This is a genomic window from Streptomyces antimicrobicus (assembly GCF_020532625.1).
Classification (GTDB): domain Bacteria; phylum Actinomycetota; class Actinomycetes; order Streptomycetales; family Streptomycetaceae; genus Streptomyces; species Streptomyces antimicrobicus.
Window position 1 is genome coordinate 16,418 of the sequence record NZ_JAJAUY010000068.1, and the last position, 16,070, is coordinate 32,487.

The 16,070-nt window shown below is 75.0% G+C and carries 13 protein-coding genes; 2 read left to right on the forward strand and 11 right to left on the reverse strand.

The window, feature by feature from the left end:
• Positions 1-30 precede the first annotated feature (30 nt).
• The 5 genes from LG632_RS17925 to cbiE all read right to left on the reverse strand — a co-directional run bounded on the left by LG632_RS17925 (position 31) and on the right by cbiE (position 5,323).
• Positions 31-804, reverse strand: a complete 774-nt coding sequence (locus LG632_RS17925; protein WP_226728338.1) for a phytanoyl-CoA dioxygenase family protein — start codon at positions 802-804, stop codon at positions 31-33.
• 56 nt (positions 805-860) lie between these two features.
• The gene (locus tag LG632_RS17930; protein ID WP_226728339.1) at positions 861-2,246 is read right to left on the reverse strand and encodes a condensation domain-containing protein; all 1,386 of its coding nucleotides are present in this window, start codon (positions 2,244-2,246) and stop codon (positions 861-863) included.
• 325 nt (positions 2,247-2,571) lie between these two features.
• Positions 2,572-3,336 carry a cobalt-precorrin-6A reductase gene (locus LG632_RS17935; protein ID WP_226728340.1) on the reverse strand — a complete coding sequence of 255 codons (765 nt, stop codon included), beginning with the start codon at positions 3,334-3,336 and terminating at the stop codon, positions 2,572-2,574.
• On the reverse strand, positions 3,326-4,075 hold the full coding sequence (cobM, locus tag LG632_RS17940) for a precorrin-4 C(11)-methyltransferase (protein ID WP_226728341.1): 750 nt from the start codon (positions 4,073-4,075) through the stop codon (positions 3,326-3,328). Before cobM ends, LG632_RS17935 begins: the two co-directional genes overlap by 11 nt.
• A 3-nt stretch (positions 4,076-4,078) precedes the next feature.
• Complete coding sequence (gene cbiE, locus LG632_RS17945) at positions 4,079-5,323, reverse strand: precorrin-6y C5,15-methyltransferase (decarboxylating) subunit CbiE (protein WP_226728342.1); 1,245 nt, start codon at positions 5,321-5,323, stop codon at positions 4,079-4,081.
• Positions 5,324-5,547: 224 nt separating this feature from the next.
• Between cbiE and LG632_RS17950 the strand changes: the two genes are divergently transcribed.
• On the forward strand, positions 5,548-6,936 hold the full coding sequence (locus LG632_RS17950; RefSeq protein ID WP_226728343.1) for an FAD-dependent oxidoreductase: 1,389 nt from the start codon (positions 5,548-5,550) through the stop codon (positions 6,934-6,936).
• Here LG632_RS17950 and LG632_RS17955 read toward each other — a convergent pair.
• Positions 6,926-7,966: a trypsin-like serine peptidase gene (locus tag LG632_RS17955; RefSeq protein WP_226728344.1), complete on the reverse strand. Its 1,041-nt coding sequence runs from the start codon at positions 7,964-7,966 to the stop codon at positions 6,926-6,928. The genes LG632_RS17950 and LG632_RS17955 overlap by 11 nt on opposite strands.
• A gap of 169 nt (positions 7,967-8,135) precedes the next feature.
• Between LG632_RS17955 and LG632_RS17960 the strand changes: the two genes are divergently transcribed.
• Complete coding sequence (locus LG632_RS17960; RefSeq protein ID WP_226728345.1) at positions 8,136-9,371, forward strand: cytochrome P450 family protein; 1,236 nt, start codon at positions 8,136-8,138, stop codon at positions 9,369-9,371.
• A gap of 73 nt (positions 9,372-9,444) precedes the next feature.
• On the opposite strand, the gene LG632_RS17965 is transcribed toward LG632_RS17960, so the two are convergent.
• The 5 genes from LG632_RS17965 to LG632_RS17985 all read right to left on the reverse strand — a co-directional run.
• Positions 9,445-11,793: an immune inhibitor A domain-containing protein gene (locus LG632_RS17965; protein ID WP_226728346.1), complete on the reverse strand. Its 2,349-nt coding sequence runs from the start codon at positions 11,791-11,793 to the stop codon at positions 9,445-9,447.
• Between the two features lie 153 nt (positions 11,794-11,946).
• A complete protein-coding gene (locus tag LG632_RS17970; RefSeq protein ID WP_226728347.1) occupies positions 11,947-13,845 on the reverse strand; it encodes an aKG-HExxH-type peptide beta-hydroxylase in 1,899 nt (632 codons plus the stop codon).
• Complete coding sequence (locus tag LG632_RS17975) at positions 13,846-14,058, reverse strand: aldo/keto reductase (RefSeq protein WP_226728348.1); 213 nt, start codon at positions 14,056-14,058, stop codon at positions 13,846-13,848. It lies immediately after the preceding gene.
• A 143-nt stretch (positions 14,059-14,201) separates the two neighbouring features.
• Positions 14,202-15,350 carry an effector-associated domain 2-containing protein gene (locus tag LG632_RS17980; RefSeq protein ID WP_226728349.1) on the reverse strand — a complete coding sequence of 383 codons (1,149 nt, stop codon included), beginning with the start codon at positions 15,348-15,350 and terminating at the stop codon, positions 14,202-14,204.
• Positions 15,347-16,070 (reverse strand): alpha/beta fold hydrolase (locus LG632_RS17985; protein WP_226728350.1); only part of this gene is annotated, 724 nt, incomplete at its 5' end. The genes LG632_RS17980 and LG632_RS17985, both read right to left, overlap by 4 nt.

A 16,070-nucleotide genomic window follows, 5' to 3' on the forward strand; every position in this document is an offset into this window, starting at 1 on the left:
GACGCGTCCGTGGGGGCACCGGCGCGGTGCTCAGAGGGCGTCGGCCGCCGCCAGGGTCAGCGGGGTGGTGTCCCTGCTGACGAGGAACTCGGGCCGGCTCAGCCGCTCGGGGGCGTTGGCGACGGCGTTGTACGTCACCAGGAGCAGGGCGCGGCGGTCCTCGGAGAGGTTGTCGGTCGAGGAATGGACCAGCGTCGGGTGGAAGGCGTAGAGCGAGCCCGCCGGACCCGTCGCGTGCACGACGCCGTGCTCGTCCGCGAGCGCGTCGGCGATGCCGTCGGGGACCGTGTACTCCAGGTCCGCCGAGACGTGGTCGTGCCAGTCGCCGCCGCCGGCCCCCACCCGCTCGTCGAGCAGGCCCAGGCGATGGGTGCGGGGGATGATCCGCAAGGGGCCGTTCTTCTCGTGCACCTCGTCGAGGTGGATCGCGATGTTGACCGCCCTGTCGGCGGCCATGCCGTCCTCGTGGTGCCAGAAGGAGTAGTCCTGGTGCCAGGGCCAGGCGACGCCCTCCTTCGGCTGCTTCATGTTGACCTTGAACTGGTAGACGTACACCGGCTCGCCGAGCAGTTCCTCGGCCAGTCCGAGCAGGGCGGGCAGCCGTACGAGCCGGCGGCAGAGGTCGTCGAACAGATGGCATCCATGGATGGCCCGTACGGTACGGGTGCCCTTCTCGTACACGACTTCGGGCCGGTCCTCGGCGCTCAGTTCCTCGATGCGCCCGGTCACGGCGGCGATCAGTTCCTCGCCCAGGACCTCCGGCGACAAGAGCCATCCCTCTTGTTCGTAAATGCTTTTCTTCATGCTTGATAAACCGGTTGAACCGGTCACGGTGCCTCCCACCTTTTGGGTGCGGACTGCTAGGGCGTCTGGAGGTGCACCGGCCTTCTGCGAACCGCCCCCAGGGTGCGGGGCGAGTTCCTCGAAGCCAGTGGAAGCCGCGGGTCGCTCGCGACCGACCGCAGCAGGGAAACGAATTTCTCCGCGAGGTTCTGCATGGTGCCGGGGTCGAAGAGTTCGGTGCTGTACAGCAGTTCCCCGACGACTCCTCGGCATTCTCCGTCCGGTGCCTTCGACTCGCTCAGGCCGAGCCACATGTCGAAGCGTACGACGGGAAATTCGACGGGATGTTCCGTGCATTCCACGCCCGGCAGCCGCAGGGTCGTCTCCCCGCTCTCGTTCACGTTCAGGACGATCTGGAAGAGGGCCTGGCGGGACAGCGAGCGCTGCGGGTTCAGTTCCTCGACCACCCGGTCGAACGGCACGTCCTGGTGGCTGAACGCGCCCAGCGCCACGTCGCGCACCCGGGCCAGCAGCTGCTCGAACGTCGGGTCCCCGGAGGTGTCGACGCGCAGCACGAGCGTGTTGATGAAGAAGCCGACCAGGTCGTCCAGCATCTCCTCGGAGCGGCCGGCGGTGGGGACGGCGATCGGGATGTCGGTCCCGGCCCCGAGCCGGGTCAGCGTGGCCGCCAGGGCGGCGTGGAAGACCATGAAGAGGCTGGTTCCGGTCCGCTTGGCCAGTCCGGTCAGCGCCTCGTGGAGCTCCGCGTCCAGGCGCAGCGGCACCGCAGCGCCGTGGTGCGAGGGGACGGCGGGGCGGGGCCGGTCGAAGGGGAGCGGGAGCTCGGCGGGCACTGCGGCCAGTGCGCCCTGCCAGTAGCGCAGTTGGCGGCTGAGCAGGCTGTCCGGATCGGACGCCTCGCCCAGCAGCTCGCGCTGCCACTCCGCGTAGTCGGTGTACTCGACCGGGAGCGGTTCCCAGACGGGCTCGCGCCCTTCGGCCCGCGCGCGGTAGGCGGTCGAGACGTCGCGGAAGAGCGGTCCGAGCGACCAGCCGTCCATCGCGATGTGGTGCATCACCAGCAGCAGGACGCGGTCCTGCGGTCCCCGCTCAAGGACCGTGACGCGTAGAGGGAGTTCGGCGGCCAGATCGAAGCCGCGCAGGGAGTGCGCCGTCAACCGGGCGGCCAGCTCGGCCGGATCGGCCGGAGCCGCCACGACCTCCCACGGGACGCGCACCTCGTCCGGCTCCAGCACCCGCTGCCAGGGGACGCCACCCCGGTCGACGAACACCGTCCGCAACGTGCGCTGGCGGATCACTGTGTCCCGTACGGCACGTGACAATGCCGACAGGTCAACCGGTCCGCGTAATCGCACCGCGACCGGGACGTTCCACGTTCCTTCGGATTCTTCGAGTTGGTTGAGGAACCATAATCGCTGCTGTGTGAGCGACGACTGGATCACGCGATTTCTCCCAGCAGGATCAGCTGACGAAGAGGACTACGCGTGGGGTCCGGAATTTGTGGCGGCGCGTGCCGTTCCGGCACAACAGGCGCCACGGCGATGCGAGCGGCGCAGGGCATGGCTCTGCCGCGCATCGCTTCCCTTCCCCCGTGAACGTTGGCGACTGCTGCAGTCTTTCCGATGCCCCGCGCGCGGCGCAAGGTCATTTGGGGCAGGAGTCGAGGAAATGCCTCTCCTCAAAGGAATCGTTTGAGGTACTCAAAGCGTTTGCGGGAGAGCGGCGCCGCACGCCTGGCCGGGGCCGTGGAGCGACCCGGCCGGGCGGCTACGGCAGTTCCTGGGCCAGGTGCTCCAGGGCTGCCTCGACCGAGGCGGCCTCGGGGACGCCGGGGGGCGTCGGCGGGCGGTCGACGATCAGGACCGGCACGCCGCACTCGCGGGCGGCGGTCAGTTTGGGCGCGGTGGCCGAGCCGCCGCTGTCCTTGGTCACCAGGACGTCGATCCGGTGCCTGCGCAGCAGTGCGCGCTCCTCGGCCAGGTCGAACGGGCCGCGGGCCAGCAGGACTTCGGTACGCGCCGGCACCGGTGGCCCGGGTGCGTCCACCGAGCGGACCAGGAACCACACCCGGTCCAGGTGCGCGAACGTGGCCAGCCCCGTCCGCCCGGTCGTCAGGAACGCCCTGCTGCCGAGGTCCGGCAGGACCCGCGCCGCCGCCTCCAGGTCCGGGACGCGGTGCCACACGTCCCCCGGTACGGGCTGCCAGGCCGGGCGGCGCAGCGCCAGGAGAGGGACGTTCGCGAGCGCCGCGGCCTCGGCCGCGTGGAAGCTCATCCGGCCGGCGAACGGGTGGGTGGCGTCGACCAGTCGGGTCACCGCGTGCTCCACCATCCAGGCCGCCAGGCCGGCCGGACCGCCGAAGCCGCCGATCCGGGTCCCGCCCGGCGGCAGGGCCGGCGCCGCGACCCGGCCCGCCAGGGACGTGGTCACCCGGTACGGCCCCCCGGCCAGTGCCTCCGCCAGCCCGCGGGCCTCGGTGGTGCCACCGAGGACGAGCACGTGGGGCGCGGCGGCGCCGGGCTCAGCAGACATGCCGGTCGCGCTCCGGCGAGTACAGGTGGCTGTCGCGGAACTCCTCGGCGGCCAGGGTGCGGCCCACCACGATGACGGCCGTGCGCACCAGGCCGTGCGCCTTGACCTGGCCGGCGATGTCCTCCAGCGTGCCGCGCAGGATCAGCTCGTCGGGCCGGCTGGCCATCGCCACGACCGCGGCCGGGCAGTCGGCCCCGTAGTGCGGCAGCAGCTCCGCCACGACCCGGTCGACGTAGCGCGTCGCCAGGTGCAGCACGATCAGCGCGCCGCTGCGGCCGAGCGTGGCCAGGTCCTCGCCCGGCGGCATGGGGGTCGCCTGCTGGGCGATGCGGGTGAGGATGACCGTCTGGCCGACGGTCGGCACGGTCAGCTCCCGCTTGAGCGAGGCCGCCGCCGCGGCGAACGCCGGGACCCCGGGGACGACCTCGTAGGGGATGCCCGCGGCGTCGAGGCGGCGCATCTGCTCGGCGACCGCGCTGAACAGCGACGGGTCGCCGGAGTGCAGCCGCGCCACGTCCGACCCGGCCTCGTGCGCGGCCGTCATCTCCGCCACGATCCGGTCCAGGTCCAGCTGCGAGGTGTCCACCAGCCGGGCCCCCTCGGGGCATTCGGCCAGCAACTCCCGAGGGACCAGGCTGCCCGCGTACAGGCACACCGGGCTGGCGGCGAGGACCCGGGCGCCGCGCACCGTGATCAGGTCCGCGGCGCCGGGGCCCGCTCCGATGAAGTAGACGGTCATGACTCAGCTGCCTTCCTTGGTGACCGACCACTGCGTGACCGGCATCGCCTGCCGCCAGCCCGTGAAACCGCCGACCGGCACGGCGTGCGCCACGGCCAGCTTCACCAGCTCGCCGCCGTGCGCGCCGTACCAGCGGGCGAGCAGGGCTTCCGATTCCAGGGTGACGGTGTTGGCCACCAGCCTGCCGCCGGCCGGCAGCGCCGCCCAGACCGCGTCCAGCAGACCCGGCGCGGTCAGGCCGCCGCCGATGAACACCGCGTCGGGCACCGGCAGTCCGGCCAGCGCCTGCGGCGCGGCTCCCGTCACCACGCGCAGCCCCGGCACGCCGAGCGCCGCGGCGTTGCGGACGATCCGCTCCGCCCGCACCGGCACCCGCTCCACGGTCAGCGCCCGGCAGGACGGGTGCGTGCGCATCCACTCGATGCCGATGGAGCCGGAGCCGCCGCCGATGTCCCACAGCAGTTCGCCCGGCGCGGGCGCGAGCGCGGCGAGGGTCGCGGCGCGGACATGCCGCTTGGTGAGCTGCCCGTCGCTCTCGTACGCCGCGTCGGGCAGCCCGGGCGCGGCGCCCAGCCGCAGCGCGCCGGGGTCGCGCACGCACTCGACGGCGACCACGTTCAGCGGGTCACCGGCCGGGTGCGCCCAGCCCTCGGCCGTGCCCGCGCAGGAGCGTTCGGCCGGCGAGCCGAGCTGCTCCAGGACGCGCATCCGGCTGGCGCCGAAGCCCCGCTCCACCAGCAGCGAGGCGATCGCGCCGGGGGAGTCCGCTCCGGCGCTGAGCACGAGGACCCGGCGGCCGTGGTGCAGGGCGGCGGCCAGGCGCGCCACCGGGCGGCCCACCACCGTCACGACCTCGGTGTCCTCCACGGGCCAGCCCAGCCGCGCGCAGGCGTACGAGACCGAGGACGGGTGCGGCAGCACCCGCAGGGCGTCGGGGCCCGCCTCCTGGGACAGGGCGCGGCCGATGCCGTAGAACATCGGGTCGCCACTGGCGAGCACCGCGATCCGCCGGCCCGCGTGCGTGGCCAGCAGCCGCGGCACGGCCGGCCGCAGCGGGCTCGGCCAGGCCACCCGCTCGCCCGCGCAGTCGGGCATGGGCAGCAGGTCCAGCTGGCGGGGGCCGCCGATCAGCACCTCCGCCTCGGTGAGCGCGCGCCGGGCCGGGGCGGTGAGCCCGTCCCAGCCGTCCGCGCCGATGCCGACGACCGTCACGGGGGTGCCGGGCGGGGGAGGGGGTGCGGAGCTCACGGCGCGGATCCTCGTCAGGGGGCGGGAACGATCGGATCCGCACTCTACTGGCCTGCGGCGAAGGGCTTGTCCGACGGTATGGTTACCGCCGGTAATGCCGAGCTGCCCCGGCCTCGCACGGACCCCGTGTGAGCCCCCGGCGCGCGCCCGGGCGCCCCGAGGTGCCCCCGGGCGCCCGGCGTGTGGGGGTGACCGGGCCCGAGGGCCCTCGCGAGACTCGGCGCATGGACGATCACGTGGTGGTGCTGGGCGCCGGGATGGCAGGGCTGCTGGCGGCGCGGGTGCTGGCCGAACGGTTCGCACGGGTGACCCTGGTGGAACGGGACGCTCCGGCGCAGGACGCGCCGGCGTTCCGGCCGGGGCTCCCGCAGTCGCGGCACGTCCACGTGCTGTGGTCCCGCGGGGTACGGCTGATCGACGAGCTGCTGCCCGGGGTGACCGGCGAGGTGCTGGCGCGCGGCGGCCGGCTGCTGGAGAGCCCGGGCGACCTGCTCTGGCTGAGCCCCGCCGACTGGTTCGGCAAGGTGCCGGGCGCCCAGATCCTGGTGGCCGGCCGCGAGCTGATCGACTGGGCCGTGCGCCGCGCGGTCCTGGCGGACCCGCGCATCACCTTCCGCGGCGGCTGCGAGGCGACCGGCCTCGTGGCGGACGCCGCGCACCGGGCGGTGGTCGGCGTACGGGTCCGCGACCGCGGCCACGACCGCGGCTCCGCCGGGCCGCTGGGTGGGGAGGTGGTCCGTGCCTCGCTCGTCGTCGACGCCACCGGGCGCACCTCCAAGGCGCCGGCGTGGCTCGCCGAGGCGGGCTGGGCGAGGCCGGACGTCACCCGGTACGACTCCCATCTGGCCTACTCCAGCCGGTACTTCAGGGCGCCGCCCCACGACGGCCGCGCCTGGGAGGCCATGTACGTCCAGGGCCGTCCCGACCTCCCGCGCGGCGCCGTCCTCGTGCCGCAGGACGGCGGACGCTGGCTGGTCACGCTCGTCGGCAACGGCCGGCACGCCCCGCCCACCAGGGCCGAGGAGTTCCTCGGCTACGCCCGCACCCTGCGCAGCCCCGCCCTCTACGACGCCCTGCGCGAGGTCGAACCGCTGACCGCGCCCACCGGGTTCCGGCACACGGCCAACGAGTGGCGCCACTACGAGCGGCTGGCCGACCCGCCGCACGGCTTCGTCGTCATCGGCGACGCCACCTGCCGGTTCAATCCCGTCTACGGCCACGGCATGACGGTGGCCGCCCTCGCCGCCCGGGCGCTGCGCGAGGCCCTCGCACCCCTGGAGCCCGGGGAGGTCCCGGCCGCGAGCCGCCGCATCCAGCGCCGGATCTCCGCGACGGCGGCCGTGGCCTGGCAGATCGCCACCAGCGAGGACCTGCGCTACCCGGAGACCGAGGGCCCCGCGCCGGACCGGGTGACACGGGTGCTCCAGCAGTACATGACCCGGGTGATGGTCGCCGCCAACACCGACCCCGCCGTCTCCGGGCGGTTCTTCGGGGTGCTCTCGCTCACCGAGTCGCCGAACGCCCTGCTCACCCCGGCCGTGATGCTGCGCGTGCTGTCCAAGTGGCGGCTGCCGGCCGCCCCGATGACCCCCGACTACCCGCTCAGCCGGTGACCGGCGGTCCGCCCGCCGCCCGGGCGTAGAGCGCCCGCGTGGCCGCGTCGAAGCGGCTGCTGTACGAGGTGGCGTCGTCCCCGCCGCCGTACCGGCCGCCGATCACCCCGATCAGCTCGCCGGCGGCCGTGAGGAGGGGGCCGCCGCTGGTGCCGTTGGGGAAGCCGGTGCAGTCGAAGCGCACCTGCGTGGGACCGGCGGCCCGGGCGGTGCCCCGGCAGGTCAGCGGCTCCTCCGCGGTGTTGGGGTAACCCCACAGGTGGGCGCCGGGCGCGGGCAGCGGGGCGCCGAAGGCCACCGGCGCCGCGCCGGTCAGGTCCTCCAGGCGGGCGCCCGGGTGGCCGGGGCGGCGCAACTGGACGAACGCCACGTCGTGGTCGGGGTCGCTGTGCTCGCTCCAGCGCGGGTCGATGTCGATCCGGGTGGGGACCCAGACCCCGTACGGCTGCGCGCCGTTCCGGTAGCCGGGCACGAAGGCGAGGTTGGTCTTGAAGCCCCAGGTGTACACGCAGTGCGCGGCAGTGACGATCATGCTGCCGCCGGGCGAGCGCACCACGCTGGCCGAGCAGTGGTGCTCCGGGTCCCCGTCGTCACCGGGGGAGAACAGCGCACCGAGGGCCGGCTCGGGACCGGGGGCGACCGCGGCGTGCCGCTCCACCGTCCCGTCGTCGTCGGCCGCCGCCGGCCCGGACGGTTCCGGGTACGTGTACGGCACGGGGCTCGCGTACGGCGTCACGGGCCCGGCCTGCGGAGCGCCGCCGGCCGGCGCAGTGGCGTCGGCGCGTGGAGCGGCGTCGGCCGGGGGCGGGTCCGGGACGGTGCGCCCGGAGCCGCCCAGCACCTGCTCCGCGGCCCGGTCCGCGAGCCGGGGGTCCTGGACGTAGGTGCCGGTCGTGGCGTCGCCGTCGGCCAGGTACCCGGCGAAGGCGCGCAGTTGCCAGAGGTAGGCGGCCCCGGCCAGCAGCAGCGCCACGCACACGCCGAGCAGCACGGACAGGCGCAGGGCCCGCCTGCGGACCGTCGCGGACATGTGCCACCCCCTGGCCGGGATCCACGGTCGGGATCTTGCTTCGTCCCTGAGTTCGATGGGGTCGACGGACCATCCGGTTCCGTCGTACGGCTGTGGCCGTCGTCACACGCCGGCCGGGGCCGGTCCGCGCCCGCCGCCCCGGCCCTCACCCGCTGCGAGGATGGGCCCCATGACCACGCACGCCGCCCTCCCCGGCCTTCCCCAGCCCTTCGGTGACGCCTACCGGGCCGACCCGCACGCCGTGTTCGCCGCCCTGCGCGCCGAAGCCCCGGTGCACCGGGTGCAGTTGCCCGACGGCTCGCACGCCTGGCTGGTCACCCGCGAGGCCGACGTCCGTGCGGGGCTCGCGGACCCGCGCCTGTCCGTGGACAAGCGGCACGCCGACGCGGGCTACCGCGGCTTCTCCCTCCCGCCCGCCCTCGACGCCAACCTGCTCAACCTCGACGGCGCCGACCACCTCCGCCTGCGCCGCCTGGTCTCCAAGGCCTTCACCCCGCGCCGCGTCGCCGCCCTGCGCCCGCGGATCGAGCGGGCCGCCGAGGAACTCGCCGGCGGGCTCGCCGAACGGATCGCCGCCGAGGGCCGCGCCGACCTGGTCGCCGGCTTCGCCGCCGTCCTGCCCCTCACCGTCATCGGCGACCTGTTCGCGGTGCCGGAGGCGGACCGCGTACGGTTCTCGGGCCTGGCCGGGCGGATGCTCACGCCGCGCCGCCCGCAGGACGTGGCCGAGGCCGTCGCCGGGCTGCACCGGCTGCTGGTCGACCTGGTCGCCGTACGCCGCGCCGACCCCGGTGACGACCTGCTGTCGGCCCTGATCGCCGCGCGGGACGAGGAGGACCGGCTCAGCGAGGACGAGCTCGTCTCCCTCGCCTTCCTCATCCTGCTGGCCGGCAGCGAGAACACCGAGGCCGTCATCAGCGGCGGCGTCCTCACCCTGCTGCGCCACCCGGAGCACCTGGCCGCCGTCCGCCGCGACCCGGCCCTCCTGCCCGGCGTCGTCGAGGAACTGCTGCGCCACGTCCACCCCAACCAGACAGCGATCCGCCGCTTCCCCACCGAGCCGCTGCGGATCGGCGGGGTGACCGTCCCCGCCGGTGAGACCGTGCTGCTGTGCCTGTCCTCCGCCCACCGCGACCCCGCCCGCTACCCCGACGCCGACCGCTTCGACCCGGCCCGCGCGGACACCGGCCACCTCGCCCTCGGCCACGGCGTGCACTACTGCCTGGGCGCCCCGCTGGCCCGCCTCGAACTGGAGGTCGCCTTCGCGGTGTTGCTGCACAGGCTGCACGGACTCGCCCTCGCCGTCCCGGTCGAAGAGCTCACCTGGGACACCACCTTCCGCTCCCACGCCCTGCGGGAGCTGCCGGTCACCGGCGCGGACGGCGCCGTCCCCGGCACCGCGTGACGGTGCGGCCGCGCGGACGAACGGCGGCCCGGCCCCTTCGCCCGAAGGGACCGGGCCGCTGCGTCCGCGCCCGTCAGGAGGACGGGCTGACCTGGACGGTCGTGACGGCGCCGCCCGAGGCCTCCTTCACCACCGCGATCCGGGTACCGGTGTCGGGCACCTTCACCCCGAGCTGGGGCAGGTCCGCGTTCCAGTAGGAGCCGCGGTGGTCGTCGAAGACCGGCACGCCGGGGCGCGACGGGAGCAGCACCGGGACCCCCGCCTTGTGCAGCACGAGGTCGTCGGTGGCCCGCAGGCCGAACGGCGCGTCGAAGGTCTGCGCCCGCGCCCCCACCAGGCTGCCGTCGGTGTACCGCAGCGGCTCCGGGCGGGCGTCCACCGGCAGCAGCAGGCCGCCGCCCGGGTGCGCCTTGGTGGTGTTGTCGCTGTAGGCGGTGTCCCACAGCCAGATGAGCACGCCCTGCTGGTACGGGAAGAACTCCACCGTGTCGTTGCCGAAGCCGAAGTTGTACGGCCCGGTCCTCAGGTAGCTGCCGAAGCCGGTGTACCGGCGGTTCTCCACCAGGTAGGCGCGCGGGTGCTCGGCGGTGCCCGTGGCGCCCTGCGTGCGCGACCACTTCACGGCCGTCCAGCCGTTCGCGCCCTGCTCGGCCCCGTCGCGCAGCAGCTCGCGGTCCCCGGCGCTGATCCGGACGTCGTCGAAGGTGACGCCCTTGCCGTGGGTGTTGCTGTCCGAGGTCACCCGCAGCCGCACCTGCACGCTCCGCCCGGCGAACGCCTCCAGCGGCACCGCCAGTTGCGCCCAGCCGCCCGAGCTGCCCGAGATGCCCTTGGCGGGCACCGGAGCTCCGTTCGCGGTGCCCGGCAGCGCCTTCCACGTCGTACCGCCGTCGGTGGACGCCTCCACGGTCAGGTAGTCGAAGTCCTGCTCGATGTCGTACCAGACGCGCGCGTCGAGCCGCGTGGGCGTGCCGGCCGGGACGGCGGTGAGGTCGACGCTCCGGCTCAGGGTGTTGTCCATGAAGTCACCCGTGCCGCTCCACCACTGGCTGCCGCCCTCGTACGGGTCGACCAGCTGGGTGCGGGTGACCGACGGCGGCAGGTGCACCAACAGGGCTTGCGGATCCTCGGTGTTGTAGCCCGAGACCCCGAGCACGGCCCGCGTCCGGCGGCCCGCGTCGGCCTCGGTGTACTCCAGCCAGCCCAGCTGCAGCTTGCTCCACGGGTCCAGGTCGCCCGGGTAGTCCCCGGTGGTGTTGCGGCCCTTGGCCAGGTAGGAGCCGGAGGACATCAGCGACCAGAAGTTGACGCTGTTGTCCCCGTCCGAGCTGTACAGGTCCGGCAGGCCGAGGTCGTGGCCGAACTCGTGGGCGAACAGGCCGACGCCGCTGTTCTCGCCGCCCGTCAGATAGTCGCCGGCCCAGATCCCGGAGTCGCCGACGGGCGTGCCGCCCGCCTTGTTGCCTTCCGGGCCCGCGCTGCCGGCCTGGTCCCAGTACGCGAACCAGCGGTGCGCCCACACGGCGTCCTTGCCCTGGTCACCGCCGCCCCAGGTCTGGTCCTTGCCCGCGTGCACGATGACGAGGTGGTCGAGGTAGCCGTCCGGCTCGTCGAAGTTGCCGTCGTGGTCGGCGTCGTAGCGGTCCCACACGTCGTACTCGGCGAGCTGGGCCTTGATCTGCTCCGGGGTGCGCCCCTTGGCCCGCTCGGTGTGGTACCAGGCGTTGGTGGCGTCGCGGACCAGGTCCCAGTTGGTGCGGCACTGACCGGACTCGGAGCAGTTGTCGGTGCCGTAGCGGGCCTCGTTCCACGGCAGTCGCACCCAGTCGCTGACCTGGCCGTCCATGTCGTAGCGGCCGGAGGACTGCAGGCGGTAGTAGGTGCGCAGGCTGACCGCGCCGGGGTCGGCGGAGAAGAACTGCTTCTGGTAGTAGGCCTGGTCGAAGTCCTTGCGCCACAGTGTGTGGTTGTCGGTGGGCGCGGGCCTGGTGATGGTGTTGTGGCGGGGTCCGGGGGTGCCGCCGAAGCGGGGCTTGCCCTCGAACTCGGTGGTGGTGTCGACCTGGTCGCCGAACTCGGCGAGGATCACGAAGACCTTGTCCTTGCGCTCCTGGGCGAGTTCGACGTACCGCTTGCCGACCTGCGCGGTCCGCGGCAGCGTCCGGTCGGCCTCGGCGCGCAGCCCGGCCACTCCGCCGGTGCCGCCGGCGGCGACCCCTTCGAGGGCCTGCCGGCGCAGGGCCTGGCGCTGGAGCTCCAGGGGCGCGGGCGGCGGGGCGGCCGAGGGCTGCTCGAACGGCTGCCCGCCCTGGTGCGGTTGCTGTCGAGGGGCGGGTGGTGCGGGTGGTGCGGCGGCGAGCGCGGGGGTGGCGGAGAGCAGGGCGAGGGATATCGCCGCCGCTGCCGCGACGAGACTGCGCAACGTGGCTGACCTTTCTGGGAGTCCGGCCGAAGCGCAGGTAATATTTCACATGTCACAGGTCATGCCTAGAGGGCATGCCTCAGCTCGGTGGCCACCGGCCCTCCGGTGGATCGGTCCCGGGCTTCGCCGCGGTCTGCCCGCGACGGCCAGGAGCTACGTCCCGGCCAACCAGGCAGCGGCCTCGCGCAGTTCCTCCGGCGTGGCCGGCGCCAGAGCCAGGAGGCGTTCGGGGCGGCGCAGGAGGTGGCGGTGGGGCGGGGCGAGGTCGGCCTCGGCCAGCAACCAGCCGCTCAGGGCGTGCGGGTCGGCGGGCGACCGGCGCAGGGTCTCGGCGTACAGGGCGCGGGCCGTCGCCGGGTCCCCCGCGGCGAGGCGGGCGTCCGCACCGGCCGCCGTGCGCGGCGGGACCAGGTAGAGGGTGGCGCGCGGATCGCTCCACGGACCGGGATCGCCGGCCAGGACCGGCCGGTGCGCCCCGGGCGGCGGCGGAGCCCCGCCCGCCCGGAAGGCCGAGGCCAGCGCGGTGCGTTCGCGGTCGTCGCAGCGCACGTTGCGCAGCCGCCACTCGACCTGGTGGCTCAGCGCGGCGGCGCGTGCCCGCGCCGCCGTCCGCGGGGGCACCGGTTCGCGCAGCCACGCGTCGAGGGTGGCCGCCAGTCCGCGCAGCAGCCGGGTGCCGGCCGCGGTGAGCTCGGCCCGGGTCAGCAGCGTACGGACGACCAGCCGGGTCTGGAGCCGGCGCAGCGCGAAGTGGAACGCCGCGGCCTCGGTGTCGACCGAGGGGTCCGCCATCCGGTCGCGCCAGAAACCGGTGACCCCGGTGAAGGCGTACGCGCCGTGCAGCAGCCCCGTGGTGTGGCGGGGGTCCGGCCGCCAGGGCGCGTAGTGGACCTCGGCCCCGTCGTCGTGGAGCAGCGGGAAGAGGTGCAGCAGGGCGCCGAGCTTGCTGTGCTGGAACTCGTGGACCATCGCCTCGGCGAGCGCCAGCGCGTCCGGAGGACGGGAGACCACCATGGAGCCGAAGGCGTCCGAGGTGGTCGCGCTGACCAGGACGTCGGCGGAGGGAGCCGCCGGAGCCGCAGCCGGAGCCACCGCCGCAGCCGGGGACGAGGCCGAGGTCCGGGCCGGGGTCCCGTACGAGGACGAGGACGAGGTCAGGGCCCCGGCCGGGCCCCGGGTCGGTCCGCGTCCCCTGCCCCCACCCGGCTCCGCCAGGTCCGCCGGTACGACGCGCCGGAGTTCCGCCACCCGCAGCCGCCCCGGTCCCCCCGCCGCCGGACGCGCCAGGATCGCCGTGGCCTCGGCGAACAGCCGCTGCCAGCGCTCGGCCTCCGCCCCGGCCAGCGGCTGGGGGGCCACCGGCTCGTCCAGGTCGCGGTACGGATCCAGGTCGTCGAGCCAGATCCGGGTACCGGCGAAGGTGCGCGCCGGGGTCCAGTGGCTGCGCCAGGCCCCGTCCAGCGGGCGGACCACGACCGTCCGGCCGCCCGACGTCAGCCGCAGGTCGCGGCCGCGCAGCCGGGCCCGGGCCGTGCCGAAGCCCTTCAGGCCGCCGATCCGGGCCAGGCCCAGCGTGGGCAGGGACAGGCCGCCGTCGCGGAGCGGCACCTGAAGGTCGGTGTCCAGCCCGGCGCGGATCCGGGCGGTCAGGCACACCGCGAAGAGGTGTCCGGCGTCCGCCCACAGGGGCGGCCCGGCCGCCGTGCCGTACAGCCGGCGCACCAGGTGCGCGGTCCAGCAGCCCACCTGAGGGCTCATCAGCAGGTCCTCGCACGCCTGCGGTGCGGCCTCGGCCGCCTCGGCGAACAGCTCCCACGCCGCCGCGGCCGTACCGAGCTCCCCCAAGGCGTCCGGGAGTTCGTCCAGCCGGTCGAGCAGCTCGCCGAGCAGCATCAGGCGCCGGGTGCGTTCGGCCCGGACCAGGAACGCGACCGCCTCGGCGGAGCCGCCGCCCGAGGCGAGTTCGTCGAACCAGGTGCCGGGCATGCGTAACCGCGTCGCGGGGCCGTCCGACCGGGTTCCGTCGTCGGCGCCGTACTCCTGGGAGCCCATCTACTCGGCCCTGGCCCCGCCGGGGGGATTGCCCTGCCCCATGGCGTTGCTCCGGGGGCGGCAGGCCTGGGCCAGCAGCCGCCGGCTGCGCAGCGGTGCGGGGACGCCGCGCATCGCGGCCAGGCTGACCCCGGTCAGATCCGCCAGATCGGATTCGACGTGCTCCGCGCCGTCCGCGCAGGCGGAACGGTCCGCGATGGCCGGCTCATGCACCGTGCTTTCCCCCTTCATGTACCCCGTTCCCACCGCACGGGCGGGACATGCCGCCGGCGCTGCCGGAGTCCCCTCCATCATGACGAACGACGGCTGACTCGAAAAGCCCGTGTGATCAAGCCATCTGAGCGGGCGTCGGCAGCTCACCCGGCGGGTCGCGGTCCGGCACACGCGTGTACGGCCGCCTCCAGCGCCCCCGCCCGCTGTCCGTCGTCGTCCAGCAGCGTGACCGCGTCGTAGAGCAGCCACAGCTCCCCGGGCACCTCGCTCAGCGCCCGGACGATGCCGATGAGGTCGACGCGCGGCTTGGCGTGCCGCCGCATCCGCTCCACGCTCCGGGTGGCGGCCCCCAGCTCCGCGACGATCGTCTGCCGCTCGTCGGGGTCGGTCATCATCGGGTAGGCGAGCAGGGCGCCGAGCAGGCGTTCCACCGGCGGCCCGGCGGCGTTCCCGGCCCCGGCGGCACCCGGTGGCGCCTGGGCCGCGGCAGCCGGGGGTGCCGGGTGCTCGGACCGCTGGGGGCCGTGCAGCCAGAGCGCCGGGAGCTGGTCGGTGCGCCGCTGCGTGCGCAGCCGGTCCACCCGCTCGCGCACGTCGCGGAAGAGCGCCTCCGGGTCCGGCCACGGCGACGGCCCCGCGCCGTCCACCCCGCCCGGGGTGTCAAGGGCCGCCAGCACACTGTCCGAGAACAGACCCGTGCCGCGCCCCGGATCGTTCGCGGCCCGCTGGCCGCGGGTCGCGGCCAGCAGCAGCGTCTGCCGGCGGGCCTGCACCCGCCGCCCCTCGGGCAGGGTCTCGGAGGGCAGCGTGTGCTCGAAGCCGTACTCCTCCTCGAACGTCTGGCAGGCGTCCACGATCCAGATCTGCCGGCCGAAGCCGGGCAGCGCGTCGCCGGCCAGCGTCCGGCGCACCGACTCCAGGTCGAGGTTGCGCTTGTCGGCGGTGGTGGCGTCCGCGCAGAACAGCCGCATCCGCTCGGCCCGGTCCAGCACCCCGTGCCCGCCCCACCACACCCACAGCGCCTCGCCGCGCAGCCCCTGCAGCCCCGACACCACCAGTTGCCGCAAGGTGGCGTGGTCGGCGGGCCGGTACGGCACTCCCGGGTCGGCCAGCGGATCGAGATGGAGCAGGACGTTCCGCTCCGGTACGCCGGCCCGCAGCAGCCAGGACCGGAAGCGCAGGGCGTCACCGGCCGGGCCGGGCAGGTCCCAGCCGGACCCGGCCGCGTACCGCTCGATGCCCACGACCAGGGCGAACGTACGCTCCGGCGCGGGAGCCCCGGCCCCGCTCACGGCAGCCGCGCCGCGATCGCCCGGTAGACGGCCGGGTTGGTCCAGTAGGCGCTGTGCGCGGCGGGGAACGGCTGCCGGTTGTCGACCTCGACGTCGGTGACCCGGTCGGGGAACAGCCCCGCCCCGCGGTAGCCGAGCAGGTCCCGCCGGTCGTACAGGTTCAGCCAGTCGGGCAGGTGGGCCGGCAGCGGCTCCGGGTGGGCCAGCGCGGGCAGGGCCCCGCTCTCGTAGAGGAACGGCCCCTGGGAGCCCACCGTGACCAGGAGTTCCACCCGCGGGAGGGCGGTGGCGAGGAGGGTGTCCAGGGCGATGATCCCGCCGAGGCTGTGCCCCACCACGACCACCGGCCCCGGCAGCCCCTCGATCAGCTCGCGCAGCGCGCGCCGCACCGCCTCGCCCCGGGCCAGGTACCGCATGATGTCGGCGGCGGCCGGGTGCGCGGCTTCCGTCAGCGCCCGCCGGCGCCGGACCGCGGCCCCGGTGGCCAGCCGTAACGCCGGGCGGGCGAGCAGCGCCCCGAGCCCCCGCTCCGAGCCGTCGGGCCGGGCCCCCATGAGGGCGGCCAGGGACGCCACGGCCGCGTCGCGGGCCGCGCCCTCGGGCACCACGGGCACGTCCCCGTCGAGTACGGCGGCCAGCGCGGCCGCGACCAGCGCCCGGGCCAGCAGCCGGGCGAGGTCCTCGTCGTCGGGCAGGCCGCGAGCGGCCCGGCCCGGCAGC

What these genes read in the sequence shown, in the direction of transcription:
- LG632_RS17925 (WP_226728338.1), bottom strand. Translation starts at nt 804, where the DNA reads ATGAAGAAAAGCATTTACGAACAAGAGGGATGGCTCTTGTCGCCGGAG.
- LG632_RS17935 (WP_226728340.1), bottom strand. Translation starts at nt 3,336, where the DNA reads ATGTCTGCTGAGCCCGGCGCCGCCGCGCCCCACGTGCTCGTCCTCGGT.
- cobM (WP_226728341.1), bottom strand. Translation starts at nt 4,075, where the DNA reads ATGACCGTCTACTTCATCGGAGCGGGCCCCGGCGCCGCGGACCTGATC.
- LG632_RS17950 (WP_226728343.1), top strand. Translation starts at nt 5,548, where the DNA reads ATGGACGATCACGTGGTGGTGCTGGGCGCCGGGATGGCAGGGCTGCTG.
- LG632_RS17955 (WP_226728344.1), bottom strand. Translation starts at nt 7,966, where the DNA reads ATGTCCGCGACGGTCCGCAGGCGGGCCCTGCGCCTGTCCGTGCTGCTC.
- LG632_RS17960 (WP_226728345.1), top strand. Translation starts at nt 8,136, where the DNA reads ATGACCACGCACGCCGCCCTCCCCGGCCTTCCCCAGCCCTTCGGTGAC.
- LG632_RS17970 (WP_226728347.1), bottom strand. Translation starts at nt 13,845, where the DNA reads ATGGGCTCCCAGGAGTACGGCGCCGACGACGGAACCCGGTCGGACGGC.